27 protein-coding genes are annotated in these 26044 nt (G+C 27.8%); 8 read left to right on the top strand and 19 right to left on the bottom strand.

Features of this window, described 5'->3' with window-relative positions:
* Nucleotide 1 precedes the first annotated feature (1 nt).
* On the bottom strand, nucleotides 2–325 hold the full coding sequence (locus O3802_RS00135; protein WP_281665641.1) for a thioredoxin family protein: 324 nt from the start codon (nucleotides 323–325) through the stop codon (nucleotides 2–4).
* 9 nt (nucleotides 326–334) lie between these two features.
* Nucleotides 335–874, bottom strand: coding sequence for a VanZ family protein (locus O3802_RS00130; protein ID WP_371457780.1), 540 nt, complete (start codon nucleotides 872–874; stop codon nucleotides 335–337).
* A 303-nt stretch (nucleotides 875–1177) separates the two neighbouring features.
* On the opposite strand from O3802_RS00130, the gene O3802_RS00125 reads away from it, so the two are divergent.
* The 5 genes from O3802_RS00125 to O3802_RS00105 all read left to right on the top strand — a co-directional run bounded on the left by O3802_RS00125 (nucleotide 1178) and on the right by O3802_RS00105 (nucleotide 6524).
* On the top strand, nucleotides 1178–1690 hold the full coding sequence (locus tag O3802_RS00125; RefSeq protein ID WP_276767121.1) for an adenine phosphoribosyltransferase: 513 nt from the start codon (nucleotides 1178–1180) through the stop codon (nucleotides 1688–1690).
* 18 nt (nucleotides 1691–1708) lie between these two features.
* Nucleotides 1709–4576 carry an insulinase family protein gene (locus O3802_RS00120; RefSeq protein WP_371457779.1) on the top strand — a complete coding sequence of 956 codons (2868 nt, stop codon included), beginning with the start codon at nucleotides 1709–1711 and terminating at the stop codon, nucleotides 4574–4576.
* Between the two features lie 12 nt (nucleotides 4577–4588).
* Nucleotides 4589–5230 carry a tRNA (guanosine(46)-N7)-methyltransferase TrmB gene (trmB, locus tag O3802_RS00115; RefSeq protein WP_111743145.1) on the top strand — a complete coding sequence of 214 codons (642 nt, stop codon included), beginning with the start codon at nucleotides 4589–4591 and terminating at the stop codon, nucleotides 5228–5230.
* A 133-nt stretch (nucleotides 5231–5363) separates the two neighbouring features.
* Complete coding sequence (gene efp / locus O3802_RS00110) at nucleotides 5364–5921, top strand: elongation factor P (protein WP_004631989.1); 558 nt, start codon at nucleotides 5364–5366, stop codon at nucleotides 5919–5921.
* Between the two features lie 63 nt (nucleotides 5922–5984).
* Nucleotides 5985–6524, top strand: a complete 540-nt coding sequence (locus O3802_RS00105; RefSeq protein ID WP_276767127.1) for a DUF1697 domain-containing protein — start codon at nucleotides 5985–5987, stop codon at nucleotides 6522–6524.
* Between the two features lie 39 nt (nucleotides 6525–6563).
* On the opposite strand, the gene O3802_RS00100 is transcribed toward O3802_RS00105, so the two are convergent.
* Nucleotides 6564–7901, bottom strand: a complete 1338-nt coding sequence (locus tag O3802_RS00100; RefSeq protein ID WP_276686210.1) for an MATE family efflux transporter — start codon at nucleotides 7899–7901, stop codon at nucleotides 6564–6566.
* Between the two features lie 13 nt (nucleotides 7902–7914).
* Nucleotides 7915–8505 (bottom strand): TetR/AcrR family transcriptional regulator, encoded by a 591-nt coding sequence (locus tag O3802_RS00095; RefSeq protein WP_371457778.1) that lies wholly within the window; start codon nucleotides 8503–8505, stop codon nucleotides 7915–7917.
* Between the two features lie 221 nt (nucleotides 8506–8726).
* Between O3802_RS00095 and O3802_RS00090 the strand changes: the two genes are divergently transcribed.
* The 3 genes from O3802_RS00090 to xerS all read left to right on the top strand — a co-directional run bounded on the left by O3802_RS00090 (nucleotide 8727) and on the right by xerS (nucleotide 12098).
* Entirely contained in the window at nucleotides 8727–10127 is a 1401-nt protein-coding gene (locus O3802_RS00090) for a GntP family permease (RefSeq protein ID WP_371457777.1), read from the top strand.
* Between the two features lie 117 nt (nucleotides 10128–10244).
* The gene (gene rpmB, locus O3802_RS00085; RefSeq protein ID WP_006365046.1) at nucleotides 10245–10433 is read left to right on the top strand and encodes a 50S ribosomal protein L28; all 189 of its coding nucleotides are present in this window, start codon (nucleotides 10245–10247) and stop codon (nucleotides 10431–10433) included.
* A gap of 612 nt (nucleotides 10434–11045) precedes the next feature.
* Nucleotides 11046–12098 (top strand): tyrosine recombinase XerS, encoded by a 1053-nt coding sequence (gene xerS, locus O3802_RS00080; RefSeq protein ID WP_371457776.1) that lies wholly within the window; start codon nucleotides 11046–11048, stop codon nucleotides 12096–12098.
* A 100-nt stretch (nucleotides 12099–12198) separates the two neighbouring features.
* Here xerS and pgsA read toward each other — a convergent pair whose 3' ends face one another.
* The 15 genes from pgsA to O3802_RS00005 all read right to left on the bottom strand — a co-directional run bounded on the left by pgsA (nucleotide 12199) and on the right by O3802_RS00005 (nucleotide 25928).
* Nucleotides 12199–12771, bottom strand: a complete 573-nt coding sequence (pgsA, locus tag O3802_RS00075; protein ID WP_371457775.1) for a CDP-diacylglycerol--glycerol-3-phosphate 3-phosphatidyltransferase — start codon at nucleotides 12769–12771, stop codon at nucleotides 12199–12201.
* Nucleotides 12772–12913: 142 nt separating this feature from the next.
* On the bottom strand, nucleotides 12914–15001 hold the full coding sequence (locus tag O3802_RS00070; RefSeq protein ID WP_371457961.1) for a DNA translocase FtsK: 2088 nt from the start codon (nucleotides 14999–15001) through the stop codon (nucleotides 12914–12916).
* A gap of 166 nt (nucleotides 15002–15167) precedes the next feature.
* Complete coding sequence (locus O3802_RS00065) at nucleotides 15168–15377, bottom strand: ferredoxin (RefSeq protein WP_371457774.1); 210 nt, start codon at nucleotides 15375–15377, stop codon at nucleotides 15168–15170.
* A complete protein-coding gene (locus O3802_RS00060) occupies nucleotides 15367–15951 on the bottom strand; it encodes an XTP/dITP diphosphatase (protein ID WP_371457773.1) in 585 nt (194 codons plus the stop codon). The genes O3802_RS00065 and O3802_RS00060 overlap by 11 nt, the downstream gene beginning before the upstream one ends.
* A 14-nt stretch (nucleotides 15952–15965) precedes the next feature.
* A complete protein-coding gene (racE, locus tag O3802_RS00055) occupies nucleotides 15966–16760 on the bottom strand; it encodes a glutamate racemase (RefSeq protein WP_371457772.1) in 795 nt (264 codons plus the stop codon).
* A 13-nt stretch (nucleotides 16761–16773) separates the two neighbouring features.
* Nucleotides 16774–17505 (bottom strand): DNA repair protein RecO, encoded by a 732-nt coding sequence (gene recO / locus O3802_RS00050; protein ID WP_371457771.1) that lies wholly within the window; start codon nucleotides 17503–17505, stop codon nucleotides 16774–16776.
* Entirely contained in the window at nucleotides 17489–18397 is a 909-nt protein-coding gene (gene era, locus O3802_RS00045) for a GTPase Era (RefSeq protein WP_371457770.1), read from the bottom strand. Before era ends, recO begins: the two co-directional genes overlap by 17 nt.
* 2 nt (nucleotides 18398–18399) lie before the next feature.
* Nucleotides 18400–18873, bottom strand: a complete 474-nt coding sequence (ybeY, locus tag O3802_RS00040; RefSeq protein ID WP_111743133.1) for an rRNA maturation RNase YbeY — start codon at nucleotides 18871–18873, stop codon at nucleotides 18400–18402.
* A gap of 59 nt (nucleotides 18874–18932) precedes the next feature.
* On the bottom strand, nucleotides 18933–19406 hold the full coding sequence (trmL, locus tag O3802_RS00035; protein ID WP_371457769.1) for a tRNA (uridine(34)/cytosine(34)/5-carboxymethylaminomethyluridine(34)-2'-O)-methyltransferase TrmL: 474 nt from the start codon (nucleotides 19404–19406) through the stop codon (nucleotides 18933–18935).
* A 6-nt stretch (nucleotides 19407–19412) separates the two neighbouring features.
* Nucleotides 19413–20765 (bottom strand): signal recognition particle protein, encoded by a 1353-nt coding sequence (ffh, locus tag O3802_RS00030; protein WP_004632023.1) that lies wholly within the window; start codon nucleotides 20763–20765, stop codon nucleotides 19413–19415.
* Nucleotides 20766–20776: 11 nt separating this feature from the next.
* On the bottom strand, nucleotides 20777–21100 hold the full coding sequence (gene ylxM, locus O3802_RS00025) for a YlxM family DNA-binding protein (protein WP_371457768.1): 324 nt from the start codon (nucleotides 21098–21100) through the stop codon (nucleotides 20777–20779).
* A gap of 137 nt (nucleotides 21101–21237) precedes the next feature.
* On the bottom strand, nucleotides 21238–23601 hold the full coding sequence (priA, locus tag O3802_RS00020) for a replication restart helicase PriA (protein WP_371457767.1): 2364 nt from the start codon (nucleotides 23599–23601) through the stop codon (nucleotides 21238–21240).
* 44 nt (nucleotides 23602–23645) lie between these two features.
* Complete coding sequence (gene coaBC / locus O3802_RS00015; RefSeq protein ID WP_371457766.1) at nucleotides 23646–24818, bottom strand: bifunctional phosphopantothenoylcysteine decarboxylase/phosphopantothenate--cysteine ligase CoaBC; 1173 nt, start codon at nucleotides 24816–24818, stop codon at nucleotides 23646–23648.
* A 24-nt stretch (nucleotides 24819–24842) separates the two neighbouring features.
* Entirely contained in the window at nucleotides 24843–25166 is a 324-nt protein-coding gene (locus tag O3802_RS00010; protein WP_276767843.1) for a DivIVA domain-containing protein, read from the bottom strand.
* Between the two features lie 12 nt (nucleotides 25167–25178).
* Entirely contained in the window at nucleotides 25179–25928 is a 750-nt protein-coding gene (locus tag O3802_RS00005; RefSeq protein ID WP_371457765.1) for an RsmE family RNA methyltransferase, read from the bottom strand.
* Nucleotides 25929–26044: the final 116 nt, after the last annotated feature.

Below are 26044 nucleotides of genomic sequence, written 5' to 3'. Positions count from 1 at the left end.
TTTAGTAAAGAATGGATTTATATTTTTCTACTTTATTTAATATTTCATCTAAACTGAAATATCCGCTTCGTTGAATGAATAGCTTTCCTTCGATATAAACTTCGATAGTAGGGGCAGATAAAATCCCATTTTGAGCAGCGAGTTCTATATTATCTTCAATAGGTATATAATAAACTTCGATATTAGAATTTTCTTTTTGCCACTCAGTGAGTTTATATTTTAGTGAATGACATGGTGCGCAGGTGATACTTCCATATTGAAAAATCACAATTTTATTATTTTCTAATATTTTATTAAAATCATTTGTTAAATTAAAATTTTTCATTTTATTCTCCTAACTTAAATAATAAATTTTATATAAGATATATATTGAACACCAGAATAAAATTATATTCATATATAATCTAGTTTTACTTCTAAAAATTAAACTTATGATTCCTATAAGTATAGATCCAACTGTTCCTCCCAGTGTATTATCTATAATATCAGTTATATCAGGGAAACCTATAACAAAGATGTATTGAGTAAGTTCATATACTAAACTAAGAAGAAAGGCTAAAAAAGTAGTTAAAAGTATACTATTTTTATTTCTTAATAAATATATAAATATACCTAGAGGGATAAAGAATGCAATATTTAATAGAACTTCCATGTAGTCAAAATAAGCATACGGAGTGAGATTAATAGTTTGCCATGTTGTGCCTGGATGAAGCAGTAATCTAGGGTTTTCTAGCCAATTAGTATTTATGGTTTTTATTAGTGACCAATCCATTTTTGCAATTATTATCCATGTCAAAATACTTGTGTAAACTATAAATAATAGACATGATAAAAATTTGCTTTCAAAAAACTTCTTCATAGTAATTCCTTTCATTTCTAAACTATATTAGTAAAAGTCTGCTTAATTTACGCTGATTAATTATTTATTATAATTTAATTATATAACAAATTATTTAATATATCTATTTAATATACTCTGTTTATTTAAAAGTGAGTTAAAATCTTATTATCTGTAAAGTTATAAAATAGATAATGTTATTTTTGCTAATCGAATAAAGACTTTTTAGCTGAAATAATAATATTTTCAAGGAAAATAAAATGCTGTAAAAATTGCTTATTCTAATGAATTATAGTATAATATATGAGTTAAGAAAACTTTTAGGAGATTAGAAAATAAATGAATTTAGAAAAATATATTTCAATTGTACCAGATTGGCCAAAAGAAGGAATTAGTTTCAAAGATATAACTACATTAATGGCTGATGGGGAAGCTTATAAATATGCAACTGATCAAATTGTTAACTATGCTCGAGAAAAACAAGTTGATGTAGTTGTTGGTCCAGAAGCACGTGGATTTATTATCGGATGTCCTGTATCATACTCGCTAGGAATAGGTTTTGTACCGGTAAGAAAACCAAATAAACTACCTCGTGAAGTAATTAGTTATCAATATGATTTGGAGTATGGTAGTAATACTTTAACAATGCATAAAGATGCAATCAAACCAGGTCAACGTGTTTTAATCACAGATGATTTACTTGCGACTGGTGGAACTATTGAAGCAACTATTAAATTAGTAGAACAACTAGGAGGAATTGTAGTAGGTATCGCATTTTTAATCGAATTAGATGGTCTAAATGGAAAAGATAAACTAAATGGTTATGATGTGCTTACATTACTAAAAATGTAATCTACTACTAAATTAAATATGACATTTGAACTAAAAGAAACAAAATATCTAAAAAATATAAATACAACTGCTTATTTATATGAGCATGTTAAAACAAAAGCACGTCTAGTATTCTTTAAGAATGATGATATTAATAAAAGTTTTAGCATAAGTTTTAAAACTATTCCGTATAATGACAATGGTATTTTTCATATTTTAGAACATTCTGTTTTATGTGGTTCAGCGAAATATCCAGTGAAAGAACCTTTTGTAGAATTACTTAAAGGTTCTTTTAATACGTTTTTAAATGCAATGACATTTCCTGATAGAACCATGTATCCAGTATCATCTAAAAATGAGAAAGACTTAGAAATTTTAATGGATATTTATTTAGATGCCGTTTTTAATCCTAAACTTGTTGAAAATAAGAATATTCTTGCTCAAGAAGGTTGGCATTATCATTTAGAAAATAAAGATGACGAGCTTATTTATAAAGGTGTTGTATATAATGAGATGAAGGGTGTTTATTCTTCTGTTGATGAAGTTCTTGATCAATATATATCGGAACATCTACTTGGTGAGACACCATATAAATATTCATCTGGTGGAAAACCAGAAGCTATTCCATCAATAACCCATAAAGAATTTATTGAAACGTATGAATATAACTATCACCCAAGTAATAGCTATATTGTTCTTTATGGAGATTTGGATGTAGAAAAATATTTAGAACATATTGATAGTTATCTAGATAATTATGAGTATAAGGATTATAGTGATTATAAATTAGTGCGTCAAGAAACATTTTCTAAAGAGATAGTAAAACATACATATTTTAATGAAGATGTTAAAGATAAATCTTATGTTGCTTATAACTATATACTTGGAGATAGTAGTAATTTTGCTAAAATTGAAAATATTGACATTATTGATGATATTTTATTAGGAAGCAGTAACACAAAATTTAGAAAATACTTTATAGATAATAATATCTGTGAAGATGTATATAGTTATCTGCAAAAAGACCGCAAAGAAGCAGTATATTCAATTATTTTTAAGTATGTAAGAGATGACAAATTAACAGAGCTTGATAAATTATACAAAGAGTTATTAAGTGATATTATTAATACTGGCTTTGATTATGAACAGGTTCAAGCATCTATTAACAAAAAGAATTTTTCAATAAAAGAAGAAGTTAATAAAACATCATCTCCAAAAGGTGTATCTTATGCAATAAGATTACTTCGTACTTGGTTGTACGACGAAGAAAACATATTAAAAGCCTTTGATTTAGATGGTATGGTTAATATTTTACAGCAAAATTGCAATGAAAAAAACTTTGAGAAATTAGCTAAAAATTTTATTTTGGAAAATAATAAACAAGCTGTTATTCATTTATTACCGACTATCGAAAAGGAAAATAAGGAAAAAGATTTAATAAGTTATAAGTCAAAACTTAGTGAAAAAGAAGTAGAAGAAATCTTAGAAGAAACTAAGAAACTTCAAGAGTGGCAAGCTAGTACAGATAAAAAAGAAGATTTAGAAAAAATTAAAAGTGTTGATGCCTGTGAAGTAGAGTTGAAAAATCCATTTAACAAAACTAATTTTGAGACTATAAATAATATTAAATACTCGCATTTCAATACAATAACTAATGGAATTTCATATTCCAAACTATTATTTGATATTACAGATTTTAGTGTTAAACAATTGCAATATGCATCATTACTGACATATTTACTGTTTAACTTTAATACAAAAGAAAAAACAGAAGCAGAAGTTGTTAAAGAGATTTCTGCAAACTTAGGTGGACTTAGTTCACATATAGATGTGTTTAGAAAGTATAAAAGTGATAAATGTGAGGTTAAATTCATTGTAGGAGCTAAGAATTTAGTAGAAAAAGCTGAAAAACTTGTTACTATAATGGAAGAGACGACGTTAAATGCCGACTTCGATAATAAAGAAGCATTATATAGCGTTCTTTTAGAAATTAAACTAATGCTAGATAATAAATTCAAGAACTCTGGACATGCTTTTGTAGCCCGTAGAATTAGCAGCTACAACAGTATACATGGTAAACTAACAAGTTATCATAGTGAGTATGATTTTTATCTGTTTATAGAAGGTTTATTAGATAACTTTGAGCAAAATATAACTAATATACAAGATAATTTGTATAAAGTTGTAAAATTAATTTTTAATAGGTCAAGACTATTAGTAAACTTTGTTGGTGATAATGAAGAATATATAAATTACAAAAAAATAATTTTATCATATATTAATAAATTACCAAACGATATTAATAAACAAGATGGATTTAATATAGTGTTAAAAGAAGACAATTATTCAGAAGGCTTCTACTTTGATTCATTAGTTCAATATGTTGGAGTAGGGTATAATGTTAGGCATTATAGTGGAACGCATTTAGTATTACGCCATATATTAAGTCTTGACTACTTATGGAATAATGTTCGTGTAAGAAATGGAGCATATGGCTCAGGTGCTATATTTAGTACTTTTGGTGATTTTACATTATGGTCTTATCGTGATCCAAATCTCACAGAAACACTAGATATTTATTATAATATTGCGGAGTATATTGCTAATTTTGACGCTGATAATAATGAGCTTAATAAATATATCATAGGTGCGCTTAATACATTGGATGTTCTTATGTCACCAAGTGCTCAAGCATCATATTCGCTAGCTCAGTATTTAACAGAAAGTCCATATGAAAAATACGATGTAATTGTATCAGAAATCAAAAATACTACAGTTACTGATTTGAAAAAATTGTGTTCAGAATTTGAAAATAGAAGATTCTCTAGTTTTAAATGTGTTTTAGGTGCGAAAGAAAAAGTACTGGAAAATAAAGAATTATTTACACAAACAATAGAATTAAAATAGAAAGGAACATTAATGAGAGTTCGTAATAGAGCAGACGCTAGAGAGCGTCTTGAAAATAGTCCCGTTGTATTTTTACAACCAAAATACAATAAAGGAAAATGGAAAGAAATTTTTGGTAATAATAACCCGATTCACTTAGAAATAGGAAGTGGAAAAGGAAAATTTATCCACACACTAGCAGAAAGATATCCTGATATTAATTTTATTGCGATGGAAGCTCAGCCAACAGTGTTAACTTTTTTACTTGATAAAGTAGAAGAAACACATAGACAAAATCTTAAATTAATTTCAGGAAATGCAGAAGACCTTCTTGAATACTTTGCCGACGGAGAAGTAACGCAGCTTTATTTAAACTTCTCAGATCCTTGGCCAAAAACTCGTCATGAAAAACGCCGTTTAACGTTTCATACGTTTTTAGAAAAGTATGAGACTATTTTAAATAATAAGAAAAAAATAGTTCAAAAAACTGATAATCAAGGATTATTTGAATACAGTTTAATGAGTTATGCTAAGTATGGCTTTACATTTAATAAATTATCGCTAGATTTAACTAATAGTATCTACGAAGAAGACAATGTTCATACTGAGTATGAGGACAAGTTTATAAAAAAAGGTAATAGAATTTATATGGTAGAAGCAATAAAAGAAAAATAAGTATTATTTACATATTTTATATTATGTAAACTAAAACTTAATTTCTTATCTAAAGTAATTAAGTTTTATCTTGATTTTAAAAAAATTTTTATTTATAATAATATTAGTATTAATTAAAGGAGAAATATAAGTAATGATATCAGTTAATGATTTTAAAACTGGTGTGACTATCGAAGTTGATGGTAACATCTGGAAAGTTATGGAATTCCAACACGTTAAACCTGGTAAAGGAGCTGCCTTTGTACGTTCTAAATTAAGAAATATGCGTACTGGAGCTGTTAATGATAAAACTTTCAGAGCTGGAGAAAAAGTTGCTAAGGCGCAAATAAATAATCAAAAAATGTCTTATCTATATTCTACAGGTGAAGCATATGTATTTATGGACAATGCTACATATGAACAAATTGAAGTACCAGAAGCACAACTACAATATGAATTAAACTTCTTAAAAGAAAATATGGAAGTTTCAATCTTAATGTTTGGTGATGAAATTTTAGGAATCGATCTACCAACAACGGTAGAACTTGAAGTTACTGAAACAGAACCAGGTGTTAAAGGTGATACTGCACAAGGTGCTACTAAAGCAGCTACAGTAGAAACTGGATACACGTTACAAGTACCTTTATTCGTAAAAGAGGGAGATGTATTAGTAATTAATACTTCTGAAGGTACTTATGTTTCAAGAGCATAAGATAAAATACATTAAAAGACTCTCTATTTTTTAGTAGAGAGTTTTCTTTTTAAGGAGATTTAAATGAAATATGTACTTCTACTTCGCGGAATAAATGTTGGTGGGAAAAATAAAGTAGCAATGAGTGATTTAAAGGATATGATTTCTAAACTAGGATACGAAAATGTTATAACATATATTAACAGCGGGAATATAATATTCGATGCTAATGATAATAAAGAAATTGTTAGGGTTAAGATATCGCATATGTTAGAGACTTTCCCTTTTTCTATAAATAAAGTAATACTGACACAAGAAGAATATTTGGACGAGATTTCTAATTTACCTGAATGGTGGTCAGAGGAACTTTTTAGAAGAGATGTCCTTTTTTATAGTGATAAAGTCGACTATTCTGTAATGAAAGAGCGAATAAAGATGATGCCATTAAATGATGAAATGGTTCACTTTGGAAAAAGAGCTGTCTTTTGGGGTAAATGCAATGAAAAAAACTATTTATCAACTTCATATCATAAATTACTTATGAAAGAGAGTTTTTATAAATCTATTACTATAAGGAATGCTAGAACATTTGAAAAAATTATAGAATTACTTAGTAAAAAATAATAGAAAGAAATCCTACAACTGTAGTTGTAGGATTTCTTTCTATTTAAATTTCTTAATTGTTTTAATGTAAAGGAATATGCTGATAACTATGATAAAGATATCTATTATTGGAGGAGTTACCCAAATAGCATTTAGCCCTAAAAACATAGGGAGTATAATCATTGCAGGAACAAAGATAACTATTTGTCTCATTATAACAAGATTACCTGCAGATTTGGCGTCTCCGATTGCTTGAAAGAAAGTTAGTGTCATAATCATAATACCATATCCTAAAAATACACTATAAAAAATTCTAAAGTATAAAATACCATTTATTAAACTTGTATTTGATAGGCCAAATAAACTTAATAAGTTTTCTGTAAATAGCATAGCTGGTATCCAAAAAATAGCGGCTAAAAGAATAGAGGATAGGAGGAAAATTTTAAAAATATGTTTAACACGAATATATTCTTTTGCGCCAAAATTAGTTCCAATAGCTGGTTGTAATCCTTGACTCATGCCCCAAAGTGGTATGAATGAAAATGCCATAATTCTTAGAGTTGCTGCCATAATTGACCCAGCTTCATCTCCTCCATACCTAAATGCTTGACTATAAAGAATACTTTGTTGAATAATGGTTAAAACTTGCATAAGCATAGCTGATACACCAACAGCAAAAACCTCTTTGCTTATAGTTATTTCTTTTTTAATTTTTTCTATTTTTATAGTCTTGCTTTTATATTTAAAGTAGTAATATGTAACAAATGCTTGAACAATTTGAGCTAAAACAGTCGCTATTGCAGCACCTTCAATACCTCTGTCAATATTTCTCATAGCTATCATTAATAAAGGATCTAGAATAATATTAATTCCAGCGCCTAACGTCATTATAACCATGGCTTTTTTCATGAGACCTTCACCACGTAGAAGCATATTAGCAGACTGGGCAAAGTTTACAAATAGAGAACCTGTAAAAATAATAGTTAAATATCTATTTGCTAAATCTAGTATTATTCCTTCAGCTCCTATAAGACTAAGTAATTTCTTAGAAAAAATAAAGCCTAATATAGTAATTATTAATGATAATATTAACACCCAAAATAATAAGTTGTTCATTATTTTCTTAAAAGTATCTTTATTATTTTCTCCAATTGCACGAGATAATATAGATGACGACCCCACTCCTATTAATGTAGCGACCCCAGTATTAAAATATGTGAACGGCATTGAAACACCAATAGCAGTCATTGCATCTTGTCCTAAAAGTTGGCCAGCAAATATTCCGTCCATCAATGGATATAAACCTATAACCATCATACCTATTATTGCTGGAACTGATAGTTTAAGCATAATTTTAAATGGAGTTTCAGTAAGTAATTCTTTACTATTTGTATTCATAATATTTTCTCCCTTAAGTTATTTTTATATATTTTTTTAGTAAAATCTCAATCATTTCTTCAAGGATATTACGTTCACTTTTAAAATTTTTTCTAGCATCTAATAATTCACATCCTAAAAGAAAAGAATTTATTATATTGGTAAGAATATCAAACATATCATCAGAATAACAGATGGATTCATCAGCTTTTGATAAAATAGAGTTCAGTTTAATTTTTGATTCAGTTTTTAATTGTTCGTTAAGAGCTCTCAAAGGCTCGTTTTCTTTTATTTGCTTTAAAAACATAATATAAAGAGAAACAAATTCATTGTCAGCCAAAATTTTATCTACAATAATAGAAGAGAGTAGTTGAAGTGTAATTTTATTATTAGTCAGTTTTTGTATTATAGCAATTTCTCTAAGAGTGTTGGCTTGTATCATGATATCATGAAATATTTCTGTTGTATTTTTATAATGATGGTATAAACCACCAATAGACATGTCTGTAGCAGTTACAATATCCTGCATTGTAGTATTTTCAAACCCTTTTTTAAAAAATACATTTTTTGATATATCTTGAATTATTTTTTTTCTTTCTTCTTTTTTTAATCTTTTTTTAACCATAGAATTCACCTCGTTGATTACCGAGTTAACCCTCGGTAATATTATAATAGCATTTTTAAAAACTTTTTTCAAGGTTATAAAAAGCATATAAAAAATCTTAAAAAAATAATTTTTTATTTTTGTAATGTAATATAGTTTGTAAAATGAATATAAAACTAATATCTTTACTTACTTTATTTATCAGTGTTATAATTAATCGATAAGATTATGAGGAGAGAGTCATGAAAGTAAATAAATTATTAATTCACCTAGTTTTAATTGTATATTTTATAATAACAATTTTTTTAAGTACATATTCTTATAAACTTCTTATTGTATTTTTAGGAATAAGTGTTTTAATATTTTTTATTACTAAATTACGATTTGAACCATTTCTTTCAATATTGATAGTGGCAGTTATTTTGGGATTATTGTTAGGATTATCTCCTACTAATTTGATTGATTCGATAGAGAAGGGGACCGGGACATTATTAGGTCATTTGTCTTTAATATTAGCTTTAGGAGCAATGTTTGGAAAAGTTTTAGAAGAACTAGGGGCAGTTGATATAGCATCAAAAAAATTAATTAATTTATTTGGTGTAAGTAAAATTCAATTAGGTTTATTAGTTGCGGGTATGTGCATTAGTTTTTCATTGTTTTTTGATGTAGCTTTTATTTTGGTTATACCAATAATCTTATCTGTTGCTCGTGAATTAGAATTAAATAAACTGTATCTAGCTCTTCCGACAAGTATTGGAGTTCTTACTGTTCACGCGCTATTTCCACCACATCCAAGTCCAAGTATTATAGTAAGAACTTTTAATTTGAATATGGGGGAAGTCTTTTTATATGGTCTTATAGTAGCAATTCCAACAGCGATTATTGGAGGAATACTGTTAACTAATTCGAAATTAATAGATATAAAACCAAAGAAAAAAACGAAATTTATAGATAAAACCTTATTCGAAATAAAAAATACAACAATTAGTCCTATATCTTCAATATTATTGATTTTGCTACCAGTTATTTTAATAACTCTACCAACGATATTGTTAAATATACCTAATGTATCACCAAATACAATAGCTTTTTTGACCGTTATTAGTAATCCTGTGACAGCATTGTTGATAAGTTTAGTAGTAGCAATTGCTATATTAATGAAATCTAGAGATAAAAAAATCTTTGAGATAACCCCCATATTAAGTTCATCTATCAAGAATATTGCTGTGGTACTTTTGATTAACGGTGCAGCTGGTGGTTTAAAGCAAGTTTTAGTTGATTCGAAAATAACAGATGAAATAATTAATATTGTTAATGGGTTAAACTTATCTCCATTAGTTATAAGTTTTGTAATAGCAGCTATTCTAAGAATAGCATTAGGAAGTGCAACTGTTGCTGCTATAACAACATTAGCAATTGCAGAATCCTTTGTTCCAATCGTTTCCTACTCTCCAACATTCATTATGTTAAGTATAACTGCAGGAAGTATGTTTTGTTCACACGTAAATGATCCTGGTTTTTGGTTATTCAAACAATACTTGAATTTAGATTTCAAAACTACATTCAAAACATGGACTCTAGGTACAACTATAGCATCTTTAATTGCATTTTGTATTATTTTAATCATAACATCATTTATTTAAAGATTTGCAAATTTTATCAGCTTTTTTGCTTGATATTTATGTTAAGGTATGTTATATTATATCTTGTGTATGTAGTAAATGTTATGAATAAACTATTTCCAAAAGGAGGATTAATTCATGGCAAAAGTTTGTTACGTTACTGGACGTAAAGCTCGTTCAGGAAATACTCGTTCACACGCGATGAACGCATCTAAAAGAAAATTCAAAGCTAATCTACAAAAAGTAACAATTTTAGTAGACGGACAACCTAAAAAAGTTTGGGTTTCTGCTAGAGCTTTAAAATCTGGAAAAGTTGAGCGTGTATAATTAAAAGCGATGAACTTTAAACTATCTAAGTTTTACTTAGGTAGTTTTTTACTTTATCTTATGGTTCTAAATTATAAAATAGAGATTTTATAAATATTCTATCTAAATTTTATAAAAATTCTTGAAAAGTTATTTGAAAGTGACTAAAAATGGGTAATTTTTAGTAAAAAAAGAAAATTAGACGTTTAAACGGCTTCTGAGCGTTTTGTTTTGAATTTTGAATAATTATACCAAAAATTATTTTAAGCGTCTTATATTTGATTTTATGAGTTGTTTTTTCTTGATATTTTAAAAATCTATACTGAAAAATAAAATTTAAGTGATAAGTACTAGGTTATATAAAAAATTTGCAAGTGGAGTATATATATGAACGAAATACTCGATTAGAAAATTTAAAATTAATAAAGTGTAGTATTAACAATTAGTTAAAATAAGTTTTCTAAAATCAATAATTAAAAAATTATGAAATTTTTAAAAGAGGGGTTAAAGTCAAAATTAAATATTATTAAATAAATTTATTTTATTTGAAAGAGAAGCTTGTATATGATATAATATATTTGTTCGCATAATACATATTATATGTATAAATAATAAATAGAGGAGAATACTGTAATGACGATGAATCAACGAGATTACTACAAACAAAAAATAAATAAACTTCTTCCAGAATTCCCAGAATATATTGAAGATTTTGTAGACACTCATTATGATAATTTGTCTCCATTAACATTACATAGATACTTAGAAACATATAAAAACTTTTTGACTTGGACTATTCAAGAAACAATTTCAAGTGCTGAAAATATTAAAGATGTTAAGCTTTCTACTCTGGAAAATATAACTAAAAAAGAAATGGAAAGTTATTTTAAAAATCTTTCACGAGAAGAAGTTAATGGTAAATATAGATCACAAACTACGATAAACAATTATAAAGCTGCTATGCGTTCACTATATAAATTTTTAACTGTTACTAGTGAAACTGAGCAAGGACATGCGTATTTTGAGCGTAATGTGATGTTAAAAATACCTATTAATCGTGTAAAAGAAACATTGTCTTCTCGCTCTAAGAAAATATCAGAAAAAATATTTTTTGATTCTCAAGATGAGGAATTTTTAAACTTTGTTGAAAATGAGTATGAACAAAGTTTGTCTAAACATGCCAAATCATTTTTCTTGAGAGACAAGGCCCGTGATCTTGCAATACTCACCCTTTTTCTAAAAAGTGGTATTCGTGTCAATGAACTTGCTAATTTAAAAGTAAAAGATATCGACTTTCGAAATAGTGAAATAAATGTAATTCGTAAAGGAAATAAAGTTGATACCGTTATTATAACAAAATCTGCACTAGAGAGAATTAGTGAGTATTTTCAATCACTTCCCTTTTCATTAAAGCGCGAGGATTTTGTTTTTGTTACCAAAAATAAAACAGGTTTATCAATTCGTGCTATTCAAAAACTTGTCATGAAGTATACAGATGCATTTAATGTACCTATGTCTCCCCATAAATTACGTCATAGCTATGGAACCAAACTCGCTCTTAAAACCAATGGAAACATTCCTATTATTATGACTCAAATGGGTCATTCAAACAGCGATACATCAATGCTGTATATAAATGAATCTAAGAAAATTATTAAACAATCTATTGATAAATTAGATGATTAAGCAATATAGTTTACATAATTAAAAGTATGTAAACTATATTATTTAATATTAAAAAAGTTAGGATAGAAAAGTATATATCTATCACTAACTTTTTTAATAATTATTTAAATACATGAATCGAGTTTTTAAAGTATTCTATTCCTGAAAGAATAGTTAATATTACTGAAATCCATAATAAAATATAATCTAGTTCAAAATGCCATATATTAAATACTGGATTACCTAATAAAATTAATATAATTGCAAATAATTGACTTATAGTCTTTAGTTTTCCTAATATACCAGCAGGGATTACCTCCCCTTTTTCTACAGCAAGAAGTCTAAGTCCAGTAACTGCAAACTCACGTGCTATAACAATAACAACCATCCAACTATGCATCATTCCTAGTTCAACCATTACAATAAAAGCACTTCCAACTAAAAGTTTATCAGCAAGTGGGTCTAAAAATTTACCCATATTAGTGATTAAATTATATTTTCTCGCAAGATAACCATCAACAAAATCTGTAATTGATGCAAACATAAAAATAAGTGCTGCAATAAATATATTCAATTTCATAGGACGCCCATTTAATATTGTTATTGTATTATCTCCCATATCAAACAATAAAAAGAAAATAAATACAGGAATTAGAACTGTTCTAAATAACGTTATTTTATTTGGTAAATTCATCTGAAATAAAAACCCTTCTATTCTATAATTTCTATAACTATGATACATTAATTATATCATAAAGTATATAAGTGGACAATATAAAGTTTAGTTCAAAATAGGAATAATATATTTAAGTTTACATATTTGTAGTTATGTAAACTTAAATATTATCTTCAGTATATTCCTTTTCTAAAAATACTTTCCTTGGTTTACTTCCGTCTACTGGGCCTATGTATCCATCTTCTTCAAGCATATCTATAATTCTAGCAGCACGGTTATAACCTATCTTAAATCTTCTTTGTAATAATGAAGCAGAAGCTTTTTGAGTCTTAGCGATAAATAACAACACCTCTTTATATAGTGGATCTACATCCTCAGTTAAATATTCTCCTCCTTGCGAACTAACTTCACTTGGGGTCATATTAGGGTCATACTGTGCTTCTGATTGACTTTTAACGAAATCAACAACTTTCTCTACTTCTTCATCAGATAAGAAAGCGCCTTGGATACGTACAGGTTTGCTTGAGTCTGCAGATAAATACAGCATGTCACCTTTTCCTAGTAATGTTTCAGCACCTGATTTATCTAAAATTGTTCTTGAATCTACACTTGAACTCACTGCAAATGCAATACGTGATGGAATATTTGTTTTTATTACACCTGTTATAACATCGACAGATGGTCTTTGTGTAGCTATAATCATGTGAATACCTGCTGCACGAGCTTTTTGAGCGATACGAGCAATAGATTCTTCAACCTCTTTAGAAGAGACCATCATTAAGTCTGCAAGTTCGTCAATTATGACAACAATATAAGGTAATTCCTTATAATCCGGGTCTTGTGCTGCAATCTTATTAAATCCCTCGATATTTCTAACTCTAGCTCGAGCAAATTCACGATATCTATTTTCCATTTCTAGGACTACTTTATGAAGAACATCAGCAGCTTTAAGAGGATCTGTAACAACAGATGTTAATAAGTGTGGAATACCATCATATATAGAAAGTTCAACCATTTTTGGATCTATCATTATTAATTTAACTTTATCGGGTTTATTTTTTAGTAAGATACTAGTTATAATCGTATTAACACAGACAGATTTTCCACTACCGGTAGAACCAGCAATCAGTAAATGTGGAGTTTTATCAATTCTTGTAAAGATAGCTTCTCCTGTAACATCTTTTCCTAATGCTACTGATAGCGGAGAATTATCTTTATCATTAATAAAAACTTCTTTCATAGATACAAGCTCATTTACTTTATTAGGAATTTCTATTCCGATTAGAGATTTACCTGGAATTGGTGCTTCAATTCTAACATCTTTAGCAGCAAGATTTAATGCGATATCATTACTTAAATTAACAATTTTACTTACTTTAGTTCCTGGTGTCGGCAATATTTGGAACTGCGTTATGGATGGACCAACTATAGCTTTTACTATTTTTACTTCTATTCCAAAATTATTTAATGTACTTTGCAATATTTTTGATTTTTCTACAATATCATTTTTAGTTATAGTTTGTTTTTTCGTTGGATTTTTCAATAAAGTTATAGGCGGTAATTTATAACTATCATAAGAAGTATCTCTATTATCATCAAATTTAGCAGACTCTTTGGTATTATCATATGTAGTTTTAGATACCCTTTTTCTTTTTTGTTGCTCATCTATAATATCGCTAATATCTTCTTTAAACTCATGAATATCAACAATTAAATCTTTTTCTTTCATATCATTATAACGTTGTTCGTTAGAATTTTCATCATTATCATTAAATTCAAAGTCCTCGTTATAGATATCCTCTTCACGATAATCTTCATAAACATTTTTGTCAAAGGCGTTAGTTATATGATACTTAATTTTTAAAACAAAAGTACGATGATTTATATTTAAATATAAAAACATAAGAGTAATAATTGCTGATATAACAACCAATAGTGAACCATAATAGGACAATAGATATATTAATAATTTTACAGGATAGTAAGCAATTAATCCTCCACCATAATGAACATTATTATTATAAATATCTCCAAAACTTACATAATCAATACTTTTACTACCAATCAAAATTAACTGGAATAACAAATCAATAAATAGTAAGCAACAAGCAATTATTATTGGAGAATTTACTTTTTTGTTCATTATATAGTAAATAGGTGCAGCTATAAGTATCAAATATATAATATAACTAAAATTACCAAATAAATACTTAAATAATGAATCAAAGAATTTTCCTATAATTCCCATTTGAAGAATAGAAAAAATAACAATGGCAATTGCTATAACAAAAAATATTGTGTGGTAGGCTTCTTTTGTTAATTTTGGGAATACTTTTTTATTTATACTTTTCTTTGTTTTTGATTTTTTTTTAGAATTTGTTTTCTTTTTTGTACTCAATGTGCTCTCCTTTCCACTAATCTTCTACGACAATTGCCTCAGTTGGACAATTATTATGTGCCTCTAGCACTAAACTTCTAAATTGTTCATCAATCTCTTCAGTCATTTCATTATTATCAATATGACAATATGCTATACCGTCTTCATCATAATCATAAATATCAGGACAAATCGCAGTGCAATTTCCACATGCTATACAATTATCTCTCACTACTTTAGTTTTCATTGTCTTGCTCTTTCAAAAATTTTGAAAATTTTTCTAAAGATTTTTTTCGATGGCTGATTGCATTTTTTTCATCAGAAGAGATTTCAGCAAATGTTTTATTTAATTCAGGAACATAAAATATAGGATCATAACCAAAGCCATTGGTTCCGCGTTTTTCAAAAATGATTTCTCCTTCACATTCCCCTCTAAATGTAAATTCGTTACCTCCTGGCATAACCATAGCGATAACTGAAATAAATTTTGCTTTTGATTGTTCACCTGCTAATTCAGCAAGAACTTTTTCTATATTTTTTTCATCTGTTTGTTCTGGGGAATAACGTGCTGAATAAACTCCTGGACGTCCATGTAATTTATCAACACTAAGGCCACTATCATCTGCAATAGCTATTTCCCCAGAAAATGCTGCTATGGTTCGAGCTTTAATTAGTGCGTTTTCTTCAAAACTACTACCATCTTCTATAATATCTTCTGTAAAACCAATATCTTTTAATGTCAAAATATTATAATTAGTTAAAATTTGTTTAATTTCTTCAACTTTATGAGCATTATTTGATGCTAATATTAAATTTTTCATAATTCTCTTTGCTCCTATATATCTACTACTTCTGCACTTATATCGCGGTTTAACCATTTTGATGCAATATTATTAAAATGATCACTTTCGTTTGAAATAAAAAATTTATGTTCACTTTTATTAAATTTCTTTTGAAGTAGTTTTGCATAACCTAATACGGTGCTTACATCGCGAGCTGCTTCATGGCCTGATGATATGACTTTTATATTGTTTCCATAATATTCTTCAATATCTTTTTTTAAAATTGGATAGTGAGTGCAACCTAATACAACTGTGTCTATATCTAATAATTTTGTATCAAATAATACGTCTTTAAGAAGCTTTTGTGTAGCACCTTCTACTAGATTACCCTCGGCTTCTATAAAAGGACAAAAAGTTGGGCATGCTTTATCATAAACAACTATATCAGAATTAATATTTTTTATTTCTTTATCGTAAACTTTAGAATCTGCTGTAAACTGCGTTCCTAATACTAAAACATTATTGTTTTCTGTTGCCTGTATCGCACGTCTTGCTCCTGGCTGAACAACCCCTATTATCGGCAAGTTATATCTATCTTGTAAATATTCTAAAGCTGCTGCAGTGGCAGTATTACAAGCAAGAACAATCATTTTAACTCCTTGGTTAATTAGAAATTCAACAGCTTTTTCTGTGTTTTTTATAATTTCATCTTTGGTTTTATCACCATAAGGACAGTTCTTTACATCTCCAAAATAATATATAGTTTCATTTGGAAGTTGTCGCATAATTTCTCTAGCAACGGTTAATCCTCCCACTCCACTATCGAATACGCCTATAGCATTTTTCATTTAAATCCTCTTTCTATTTAGAACTTAACATTTCTTCAAGGTCCATTATTTTTTTATATGATTTAGTTTCGATTCCTATATATTCTTTAAATAAAAGATTAAAGAAAGAAAAAAGTTTAATTAAATCTTTGTTACTTAACTCTAAATCTTCTAAAAAATCTATATTTTTTGTACTTATATAATATGTTAGCTTGACAAGATTATCATTAATACCAAAAACACTATAATCGATATTAAATTTATCAACAAAACTGTTTTTTAAAAAACTATAACCTACATACTCATGGTCTGTCTTTTGATATTTAAATATAAAGCCGTGATCTTTTAATATTTGCATAAAAAAATAACAACATACTATTTTTTCGCTCACATCATTATTAATTGAGGTTAAGGCAAGTTTTAATAATTTATATAAATTAAATGAGGAATCAATACTATAATTAAGACATTCTAGCATATTAGCAACATAGCTATTTTTCAGTACATCATAGACTATATTTTGATATGTGTTTTCTATTTCTAAATTAGTTATTTTATTCATACCACTTGTAGAGAAAAAGTTAATAGTTACTTCACTTGCTGTACTAACCTTAATTTTTTTTTTGCTTTTATGCACATTTTCGTAAAAAAAACTTTCTATTTTTCCATGTTCAGTAAGAACATGAAGTATTTCGTGATAATCACGATATCTTATTTTTTTTATGATTATTCCTTTAATAAAGTTTCGATTAGTCAAAGACATCATCTCGGTAACCTAAATCACGAATTTGGTTTGGTTTAGAGCGCCAATTATCGATTACTTTTACCCAAAGTTCAAGAAATACTTTTTCTCCTAATAAAACTTCAATATCTTTTCGTGCTCGTGTTCCAATTTCTCTAATCATTTTTCCTTGTTTTCCGATAATCATACCTTTTTGAGATTTTCTCTCTACAACAATTGTGGCTATAATATTTTTCTTTTTGCCATCTTGTTTTTCTATTTTATCTATAATCACGGCAATAGAATGTGGTATTTCTTGATTGGTAAGTTGTAGGACTTTTTCTCTAATAAATTCAGAAATTACAAAGTATTCTGGCGAATCAGTAATAACATCATCTGGATACATTTTATAGCTTAATTGCAGGTATTTTTTAGTAACATTTAATAAATTATCTACATTAATAGATTTTAACGCTGAAATAGGAACGATTTCTACGAAGTCATATAAATCTTTATAAAATGATATAATTTCAATCAATTTTTCTGGACTAATTAAATCTATTTTATTAATTAATAAAAATGTTGGCACATTTAATTCTTTAACGATATCAATTAAATGTTGATCCCCTGGACCAAATTTTTCTCCTGCATTGATTATTAGATAAACTATTTCCGATTCTTGAATAGCACTACTAGCAAGCTTCATCATATAATCACCTAAACGATGTTTAGGTTTATGTATTCCTGGTGTATCAATAAAGACGATTTGTGAATCTTGGTCGGTATATACTCCATTTATTATGTTACGTGTAGTTTGAGGTTTATCAGACATTATTGCAATTTTTTGTTTTAATATATTATTTAACAATGTAGACTTTCCTGCATTAGGTCTACCAATAATAGTGACAAACCCGGTTTTTATTTGTTCATCAAACATAATTATCTCCTTAATCCAAATTCTTCAAGAATGGCTTCTTGTTTATCAAACATCTCTTTTTCATCTTCTTCATTCATATGATCATAACCTAATAAATGTAAAAAGCCATGAACTGCTAAAAATCCAATTTCACGATCAAAGCTATGATTATATTCTTGTGCTTGTTCACGAGCAATATCAACGCATATTATTATATCCCCAATAGAATTAAATTCATCTTCTAATCCTATAATATGAACTTCATCTTCTATTTCGTCGTTTAAAGCAAATGATATAACATCTGTAGGTACATCCTTACCTCTGTAATCACGATTTATCTCTTGAATTTCTTCTTTACTTACAAAAGATAAAGACATTTCGGTGATTTCAGTGTTAATATTTTCATGTTTCGCAGCACATTTTAAAAGTTCTACCAACATATCTTTCGTAGTATCTTCAATCAAATTGTTGTCATCAATAATATCAACAAAAGTCATAATTATCTCCTTGTTTTTCAAGTTTATAGGGGATCGTCTAAATAGACTACCCCTATTACTTAATTTAATTTGCTAAAATTTTGTTGCCTAAGTGCTTCATATATTATTAAAGCAGCAGTATTAGATAAGTTAAGTGAACGAACGTTTTCGCTCATAGGGATACGAAGAGCCTGTTCACTATATTTTTCTCTAAATTCTTTAGGTAATCCTTTGGTTTCTCTTCCAAAAATAAAATAGATTTCTTCATCGTTTTTATTAGAAAAGTCAAAATCAGAATAAGTTTTTTGTCCAAATTTAGTTATTAAATAATAGTTTTTATCGCTAGTTGCTTCCAAAAACTCATCAAAACTATCCCAAACTATTAGGTCTAGATGTTTCCAATAATCCAAACCAGCTCGTTTAACGTGTTTATCATCAATAGAAAAACCTAATGGCCTTATTAAATGCAACCTTGTATTTGTGCCTACACAAGTACGTGCAATATTCCCTGTATTTGCAGGAATTTCTGGTTGAAATAAAACTATATTATTCATATTACATTAGAATGGAAGTTTGCCACCAAACATTCTCCCAAGACCCTTTCTCTTAGATTTATCATTCATTAAACCACCAAATTGTTTCATCATTTTACGCATTTCTTCAAACTGCTTAATAAGTTTATGAACTTCACTAATTGGGCGTCCACTACCAGCAGCAATACGCTTACGACGTGGTACATTTATAATATCAGGATTTTGACGTTCTTCAATAGTCATAGATTTGATGATAGCTTCAACATAAACAAATTGTTTTTCATCTACAGCATCCAAATTCATATTTTTCATTTTTCCCATTCCAGGAATCATTCCAAGAATATCTTTAAAGCTACCTAATTTTTTCACCTGCTCTAGTTGTGATAAGAAGTCTTCAAATGTAAAACTTTGGTTAAGTAACTTTTCTTGCATTTTTTTTGCTTCATCTTCATCGATATTAGCTTGGGCTTTTTCAATCAGCGTAAGAACATCGCCCATACCTAAAATACGTGATGCCATACGTTCTGGGTGGAATAACTCAAGGTCATTCATTTTCTCACCCATACCTACTAACTTAATAGGTTTTCCAGTAATTGATTTAATAGACAATGCTGCTCCACCACGAGTATCACCATCAAGTTTTGTAAGAACAAGACCTGTAATATCCAACTGTTCATCGAATGATGTTGCGATATTGACAGCTTCTTGCCCTATCATTGCATCCACAACAAGTAGAATTTCATCTGGATTTACTGCTGATTTTATATCTTTCAATTCATCCATAAGTAGTTCATCGATATGAAGACGACCTGCAGTATCTATAATAACATAATTATAGTAATGTTCTCGAGCGAATTCTAGCCCTTCTTTAACAATGTCAACTGGATCTTTGTCAACGTAAAATACTTCTATGTCTAATTGTTTTCCAAGAGTTTTAAGTTGTTGAACAGCAGCAGGACGATAAACATCGGCTGCAATAAGAAGCGGTTTTTTCTTCATAGTTTTTTTAACTTTAAGCGCAAGTTTCCCTGCAGTAGTAGTTTTCCCTGCACCTTGAAGTCCAACCATCATAGTTGTTGTAATTTTTCCACCCTGGTTAAGTTCAACATTAGTGCCACCAAGTAATTCTACCAACTCTTCATTAACAATCTTGACAATTTGTTGAGCAGGAGTTAGTGATTTCATAACTTCTGTACCTACTGCACGTTCACTTATTTTTTTAACAAAGTCTTTCACTACTTTAAAATTGACATCAGCTTCTAATAATGCAAGACGAACTTCTCGCATCATTTCTTTAACATCAGCTTCAGATACCTTTCCTTTTCCTGTTAATTTTGCAATAGTATTTTGTAATCTTTCTGATAAATTTTCAAATGCCATACAACACTCTCCTAATTTTCTAATTTACTTAACTGATTGATATACTCTAAAATTTCTTCATTATCAGTTAATTTTCTAATTTCATTTAATAAAAATAATCGTTCATTACTTAATTTTATTAAATTTAGTTTTTCTTCAAATTGTTCTAATTCTATTATTGTTCTTTTGATATTATTAGAGACTGCTTGTTTTGATATCTCATAGTTTTCCGAAATCTCTGTAAGAGACAAGTCATTAAAAAAATAATCATTCAAGTACTGTTTTTGTTTTTGACTTAATAATTCAGAGTAAAAATCATAAAGTTGTGAAACTTTTATAATTTGTTCTATTTCCACAATCTTCCTCCAGTATAATATAAATCTATATCTTTATATTATACGATAAAACCGCGTTTTTTTCAAATTTTTATGGTGTTTTAGCATATAAAAAAGTAAGCTAATAAATTAGCTTACCCTTTTGTATAATTGTTTAATTAGATATAATCTTGAGCAAAGTTATCAATAGTTATCGTTATTTTTTCAGTAGAAAAACTCTCTGCAAAATAATTATTTATATATTTTAAAAGTGGATAAAGTGTTTTATACTCTTCCTCTTGGTACTTTATAACTATGTTAAATTTATATTCATTATTTATTTTGTAAAATGCATTTCTATTTGGGCCTAAGATATCTAATTTATTATTTTTTTCTTTTAAAAAATTATAAATAGCCTTCGCAGCGTACTCAACTTTTGTTTCATTGTATCCTTTAATAGTAATAAATGATATTTTGCAAAAAGGTGGATAGTTTATGAGTTTACGCCTATTAATCTCATATTTATAAAAATCTGGATAACTTTGCTTTATGGCATAATCAATAATATTACTTGATATATTGGTTTGGAAGACTACCTCCCCTTCTTTATCACTTCTCCCTGCTCGACCTGCTGTTTGAACTAATAATTGAAAGAGTTTTTCATTTGCTTTAAAGCTTGGAATAGCCATAAGGCCATCGATAGATAATACTCCTACTAATGTAATATTAGGAAAATCTAACCCTTTAGAAATCATTTGTGTTCCTAGTAATAAATCGGCTTTATTATCTTTGAATTGAGTTAATAGCTTTTCATATGAACCTTTTCTACTTGTTGTATCTGAATCCATACGTATTATTCTTAATTCAGGAATTTTTTCAAGTAAGTATTCTTCTACTTTTTGTATTCCATAATTTCCTGATACTAGTTCTGGATTAGAGCAACATTTTTTTACATTGAAAATTTTTTTATGATAACCACAAAAATGACAATGTAATGAATTATCGTATTTATGATAATTTAAGCTTATATCGCAGTTAGGGCATTTGTATAGATGTCCGCATGAGTAACAGCGAATAAAATTGGTATATCCACGTTTGTTAATAAGTAATAAAATTTGCTCTTTTGCATCTAGCTTTTCACGTATTTTTTCTAATAATTTTGGAGAAATAACTTCCTCTTTATTATCGTTATGAATAACAGAAATTTTTGGTAACTTATTATTAAATCTATGAGAAAGTGTTAGTATATTATCGATATTTTTTTGCTCAAAGTTATAATATAAATCGATAGATGGAGTTGCACTTGCGTAAACAACACTACATTTATTATATACCCCACGTTTTTTAGCTATATCTTTTGCATCATATCTAGGAGAATCTGTTTGTTTATAACTATTTTCATGTTCTTCATCAATAATAATTAAACCAAGATTTTCAAAAGGGGCAAAAATTGCTGAACGTGTTCCTAAACAAATTTTAACCTTCCCATCACGAATTTTTTTCCACTCATAGTATTTCTCACGAGTAGATAAGCGCGAGTGTAATACAGCAATATTATCTCCGAAGATACTTCTAAATTTTTTTTCTATTTGTGGTGTTAAAATTATCTCTGGGACAAGTACTATGGCTTCTTTATTTTTTGCCAAGATATTCTCAACTAATCTAATATATATCTCTGTTTTACCTGATCCAGTAACACCATGTAATAAATACTCATTAAATTTATTTTCATTAAAATTACGAGAGATTTTATCATATACATCTTTTTGATAAATACTTAAATTGTTCATATTAGTCCTTATTGAAGAATTAATATAAACTTCAATTTCTTTTTCCGTGACAGTCAATATACTACTATCAACTAATTTTCTAATAACGCCATCTCCTATATTAAGCTTTTGTTTAACTTCAGTCATTTTTATTTTTTTATTTATTAAGAGGTAATCAACCAAAATTTTCTGTTTAGTAGTTAATTTCTTATTTTTAAAATCATTTAAAACTAAATAACGTTCAGTAGTTTTATTATTTCTTTCTTTAATTTTACTTATTAGTCTTATTGCCTTTAATGATATTAAGTAGCCTATTTGCTCAACAGTAAAAATTTTTTCAAATTTTTTCTTTTCAATTAAATCTTCAGCATTGAAATATTTTTTGTAATCCAAGAGCAAAGTTTTATTTCCATCTAATAACTCATAGTATTCAATATATTTATTTTTAAAAATAGTTGGTATCATAGTTTCCAACACTTGTATTCTTGTACAAAAAAGTTCTTCTGCCATAATTTTAGATAACAACAACATCTCTTTAGTAAAAACTGGAAAGTTATCTTTCAATTTTTTAATATATTTAAACTTTGATAAATCTGCATTTCCTGTGTATGTTTCAAATATATTCGTTACATATCCTTGTACTATTCTTGTTCCGAACGGTACTTCAACTCGATAGCCTACTATATCTTCATTTTCAAATTCTTTTGGAATTATATAATAAAAACTTTGATTAACATTATGATTATTTACATCAACTATAATCTCTGCATACATTTATTATCCTCCTTTCTTAATTTGAAAATTTTATTTTATATTGACTATATTATAGTATCCAATAATTCCTTTGCTATATTTTCTTTGGTAGTTTTCTCTACTTTTTTGATATTTCCATTTTTTGCGATAATATAAACTTCATTATCATCACTACCAAAACCGATGCCTTGCTTAGAAATATCATTGGCAACTATATAATCTAAATTCTTCTTCTTAATCTTTTCTTTAGCATAATCTAATAAATCGTTTGTTTCAGCGGCAAAGCCTACAACTATTTGATTTTCTTTTTTGTGTTCTCCGATATATTTCAAAATATCTCGCGTACGCTTAAATTGAATTGCTAGATCATCAGTTTGTTTTTTCACTTTTTTATCAAAAACTTCTACAGGTGTGTAATCCGAAACAGCTGCGGCTTTTATTATAATATCACAGTCTTTATAATTTTCTTTAACTACTTCATACATATCTTGTGTGCTAACAATTTTTTTAACTTTTATGTTTTCGTGACTTTCTTTTATTCCTACTCCGGTTACTAAAATTACTTCGCCTCCACGTTTTGCTACTTCATTTGCTATCGCTATTCCCATTTTTCCACTTGATGGATTAGTTAAACATCTAAATGGATCTATAAATTCTTTTGTAGGACCAGCTGTAATTAGAACTCTTTTTCCTAAAAGCTCTTTCTTATCATTATTAAACAGCTCTGTTAGTATTTTTTCAGTTTGAGGGAATTTCCCTTGTCCAATATCTCCGCAAGCAAGCAAACCACTGTCGGGTTCTATAAAATTGAAGCCTAATTTAGAAAGCTTAGCAATATTTTCTTGAATAATCGGATTTTCGTACATTGCTGTATTCATAGCAGGAACAATATATACTTTGGAAAAATCTTTTACTGCCAGCATAAGTGATGTAGCTAAATCATCAGCAATACCATTTGCAAATTTAGAAAGGATATTAGCTGTCGTAGGTGCGACTATTATTTTATCAGCCCATTTTACCAGGTCTATATGCTGAATCTCATTCTCATTTAATTCTATAAAAGTATCAGTATATACTCTATTTTTTGTTAAAGTTTGAAATGGCAATTCTGTTACAAATTTTTGTGCATTACTAGTTAAAACAACTTTAACATTATGCCCTTTTTTTACTAAGGAACTAGATAAATCAATAGCTTTATATGCAGCTATTCCCCCTGAAACGATTTGTAATATGTTCATCTTATACTATCTCCTTATAAAACGTTAATAGTTTTCATTCTCTTTATTATTTGGACCGAACACAGCAATTTCCAATTTAGATAATCTCTTTAATATATCCAGATTTGTAACTTGATTAGGTTTTTCATCTTTTGTAATATTTTTTAAAGCATCAATTTTTATTTTTAAATTTTGATTTTCTATTTCTAGCTCTTTAATACGAGTTAATAGTTTATCTAATTTCATATAGTCTTCGATAATTAAATCTAAATAATCATTAACATCATCTTCACTATATCCCTTTACCCTGCTCTTTTTAAATTCTTTTTCATAAATATTTTTTGCTGTTAAATTTAATTCAACACTCATGTCATAACTCCTTTATTTAAATTCACTAAAATATGATACACAACTTGTGAAATACAAAGGTGCCGTTTCAGCCCTTAATATCCTTTTACCTAAGCTTATAACATCAAACTCAGATGAAGTTAAAGTATTTATTTCTTTTTCTGATAAACCACCTTCGCTGCCGAACACTGCTATAACTGATTTATTCTCTAATGGCCCATTTAAAAGTTTTTTAAAATTATAGTTATCTTCATTTATTGATTCTTTTTCATAAGCTACCATTCTATAGTCTAGTGACTTAGAATATTCTATAAGCTTTTCGAAGCTATCTATATATGTAATATCAGGTATAAGATTACGTTTTGATTGTTCTGCTGCTTCTTTAATTATTTTTTGCCAACGATTTAATTTAGATTCAACTTTATCTTTTTTAATTTTTGCAATATTTCTTTCAGAATTAAATAATACTATGCTACTAACACCTAACTCCGTTAATTTTTGTATTAAATACTCTGTCTTATCGTTTTTTAATGGTGGAATTGCTATTGTAATCTTCGTCAGTAATTCATTACTACCACTTACCTCTTCGTAAGGTTTAACAATAACACTTTCTATGTTGTCGTTTATGATACTACAAATATATTTGATTTCATCATTAAAAACAACGTAAATTTTATCATTTATTTTTTTTCTCATAATTCTAACAATATGATTACTATCATCTTTCGATAGGACATATGTAGCATTTATATCAAATTTATCATTAACAAAATACTGTTGCATAAATTCTCCTAAAATATTATTTTCATATATAATTTTACCTTATTCTTTTAAGTAAAGCAATAGCTAGTAGTTCTTGTTAAACTTAAAAGAGGTTACTTAAGTAACCTCTTTTAAGT

Source organism: Gemella sp. 27098_8_92, assembly GCF_041433685.1.
Lineage (GTDB): Bacteria > Bacillota > Bacilli > Staphylococcales > Gemellaceae > Gemella.
The sequence above is the reverse complement of the archived record's forward strand: the minus strand, read 5'-3'. Positions and strand labels throughout refer to the sequence as shown.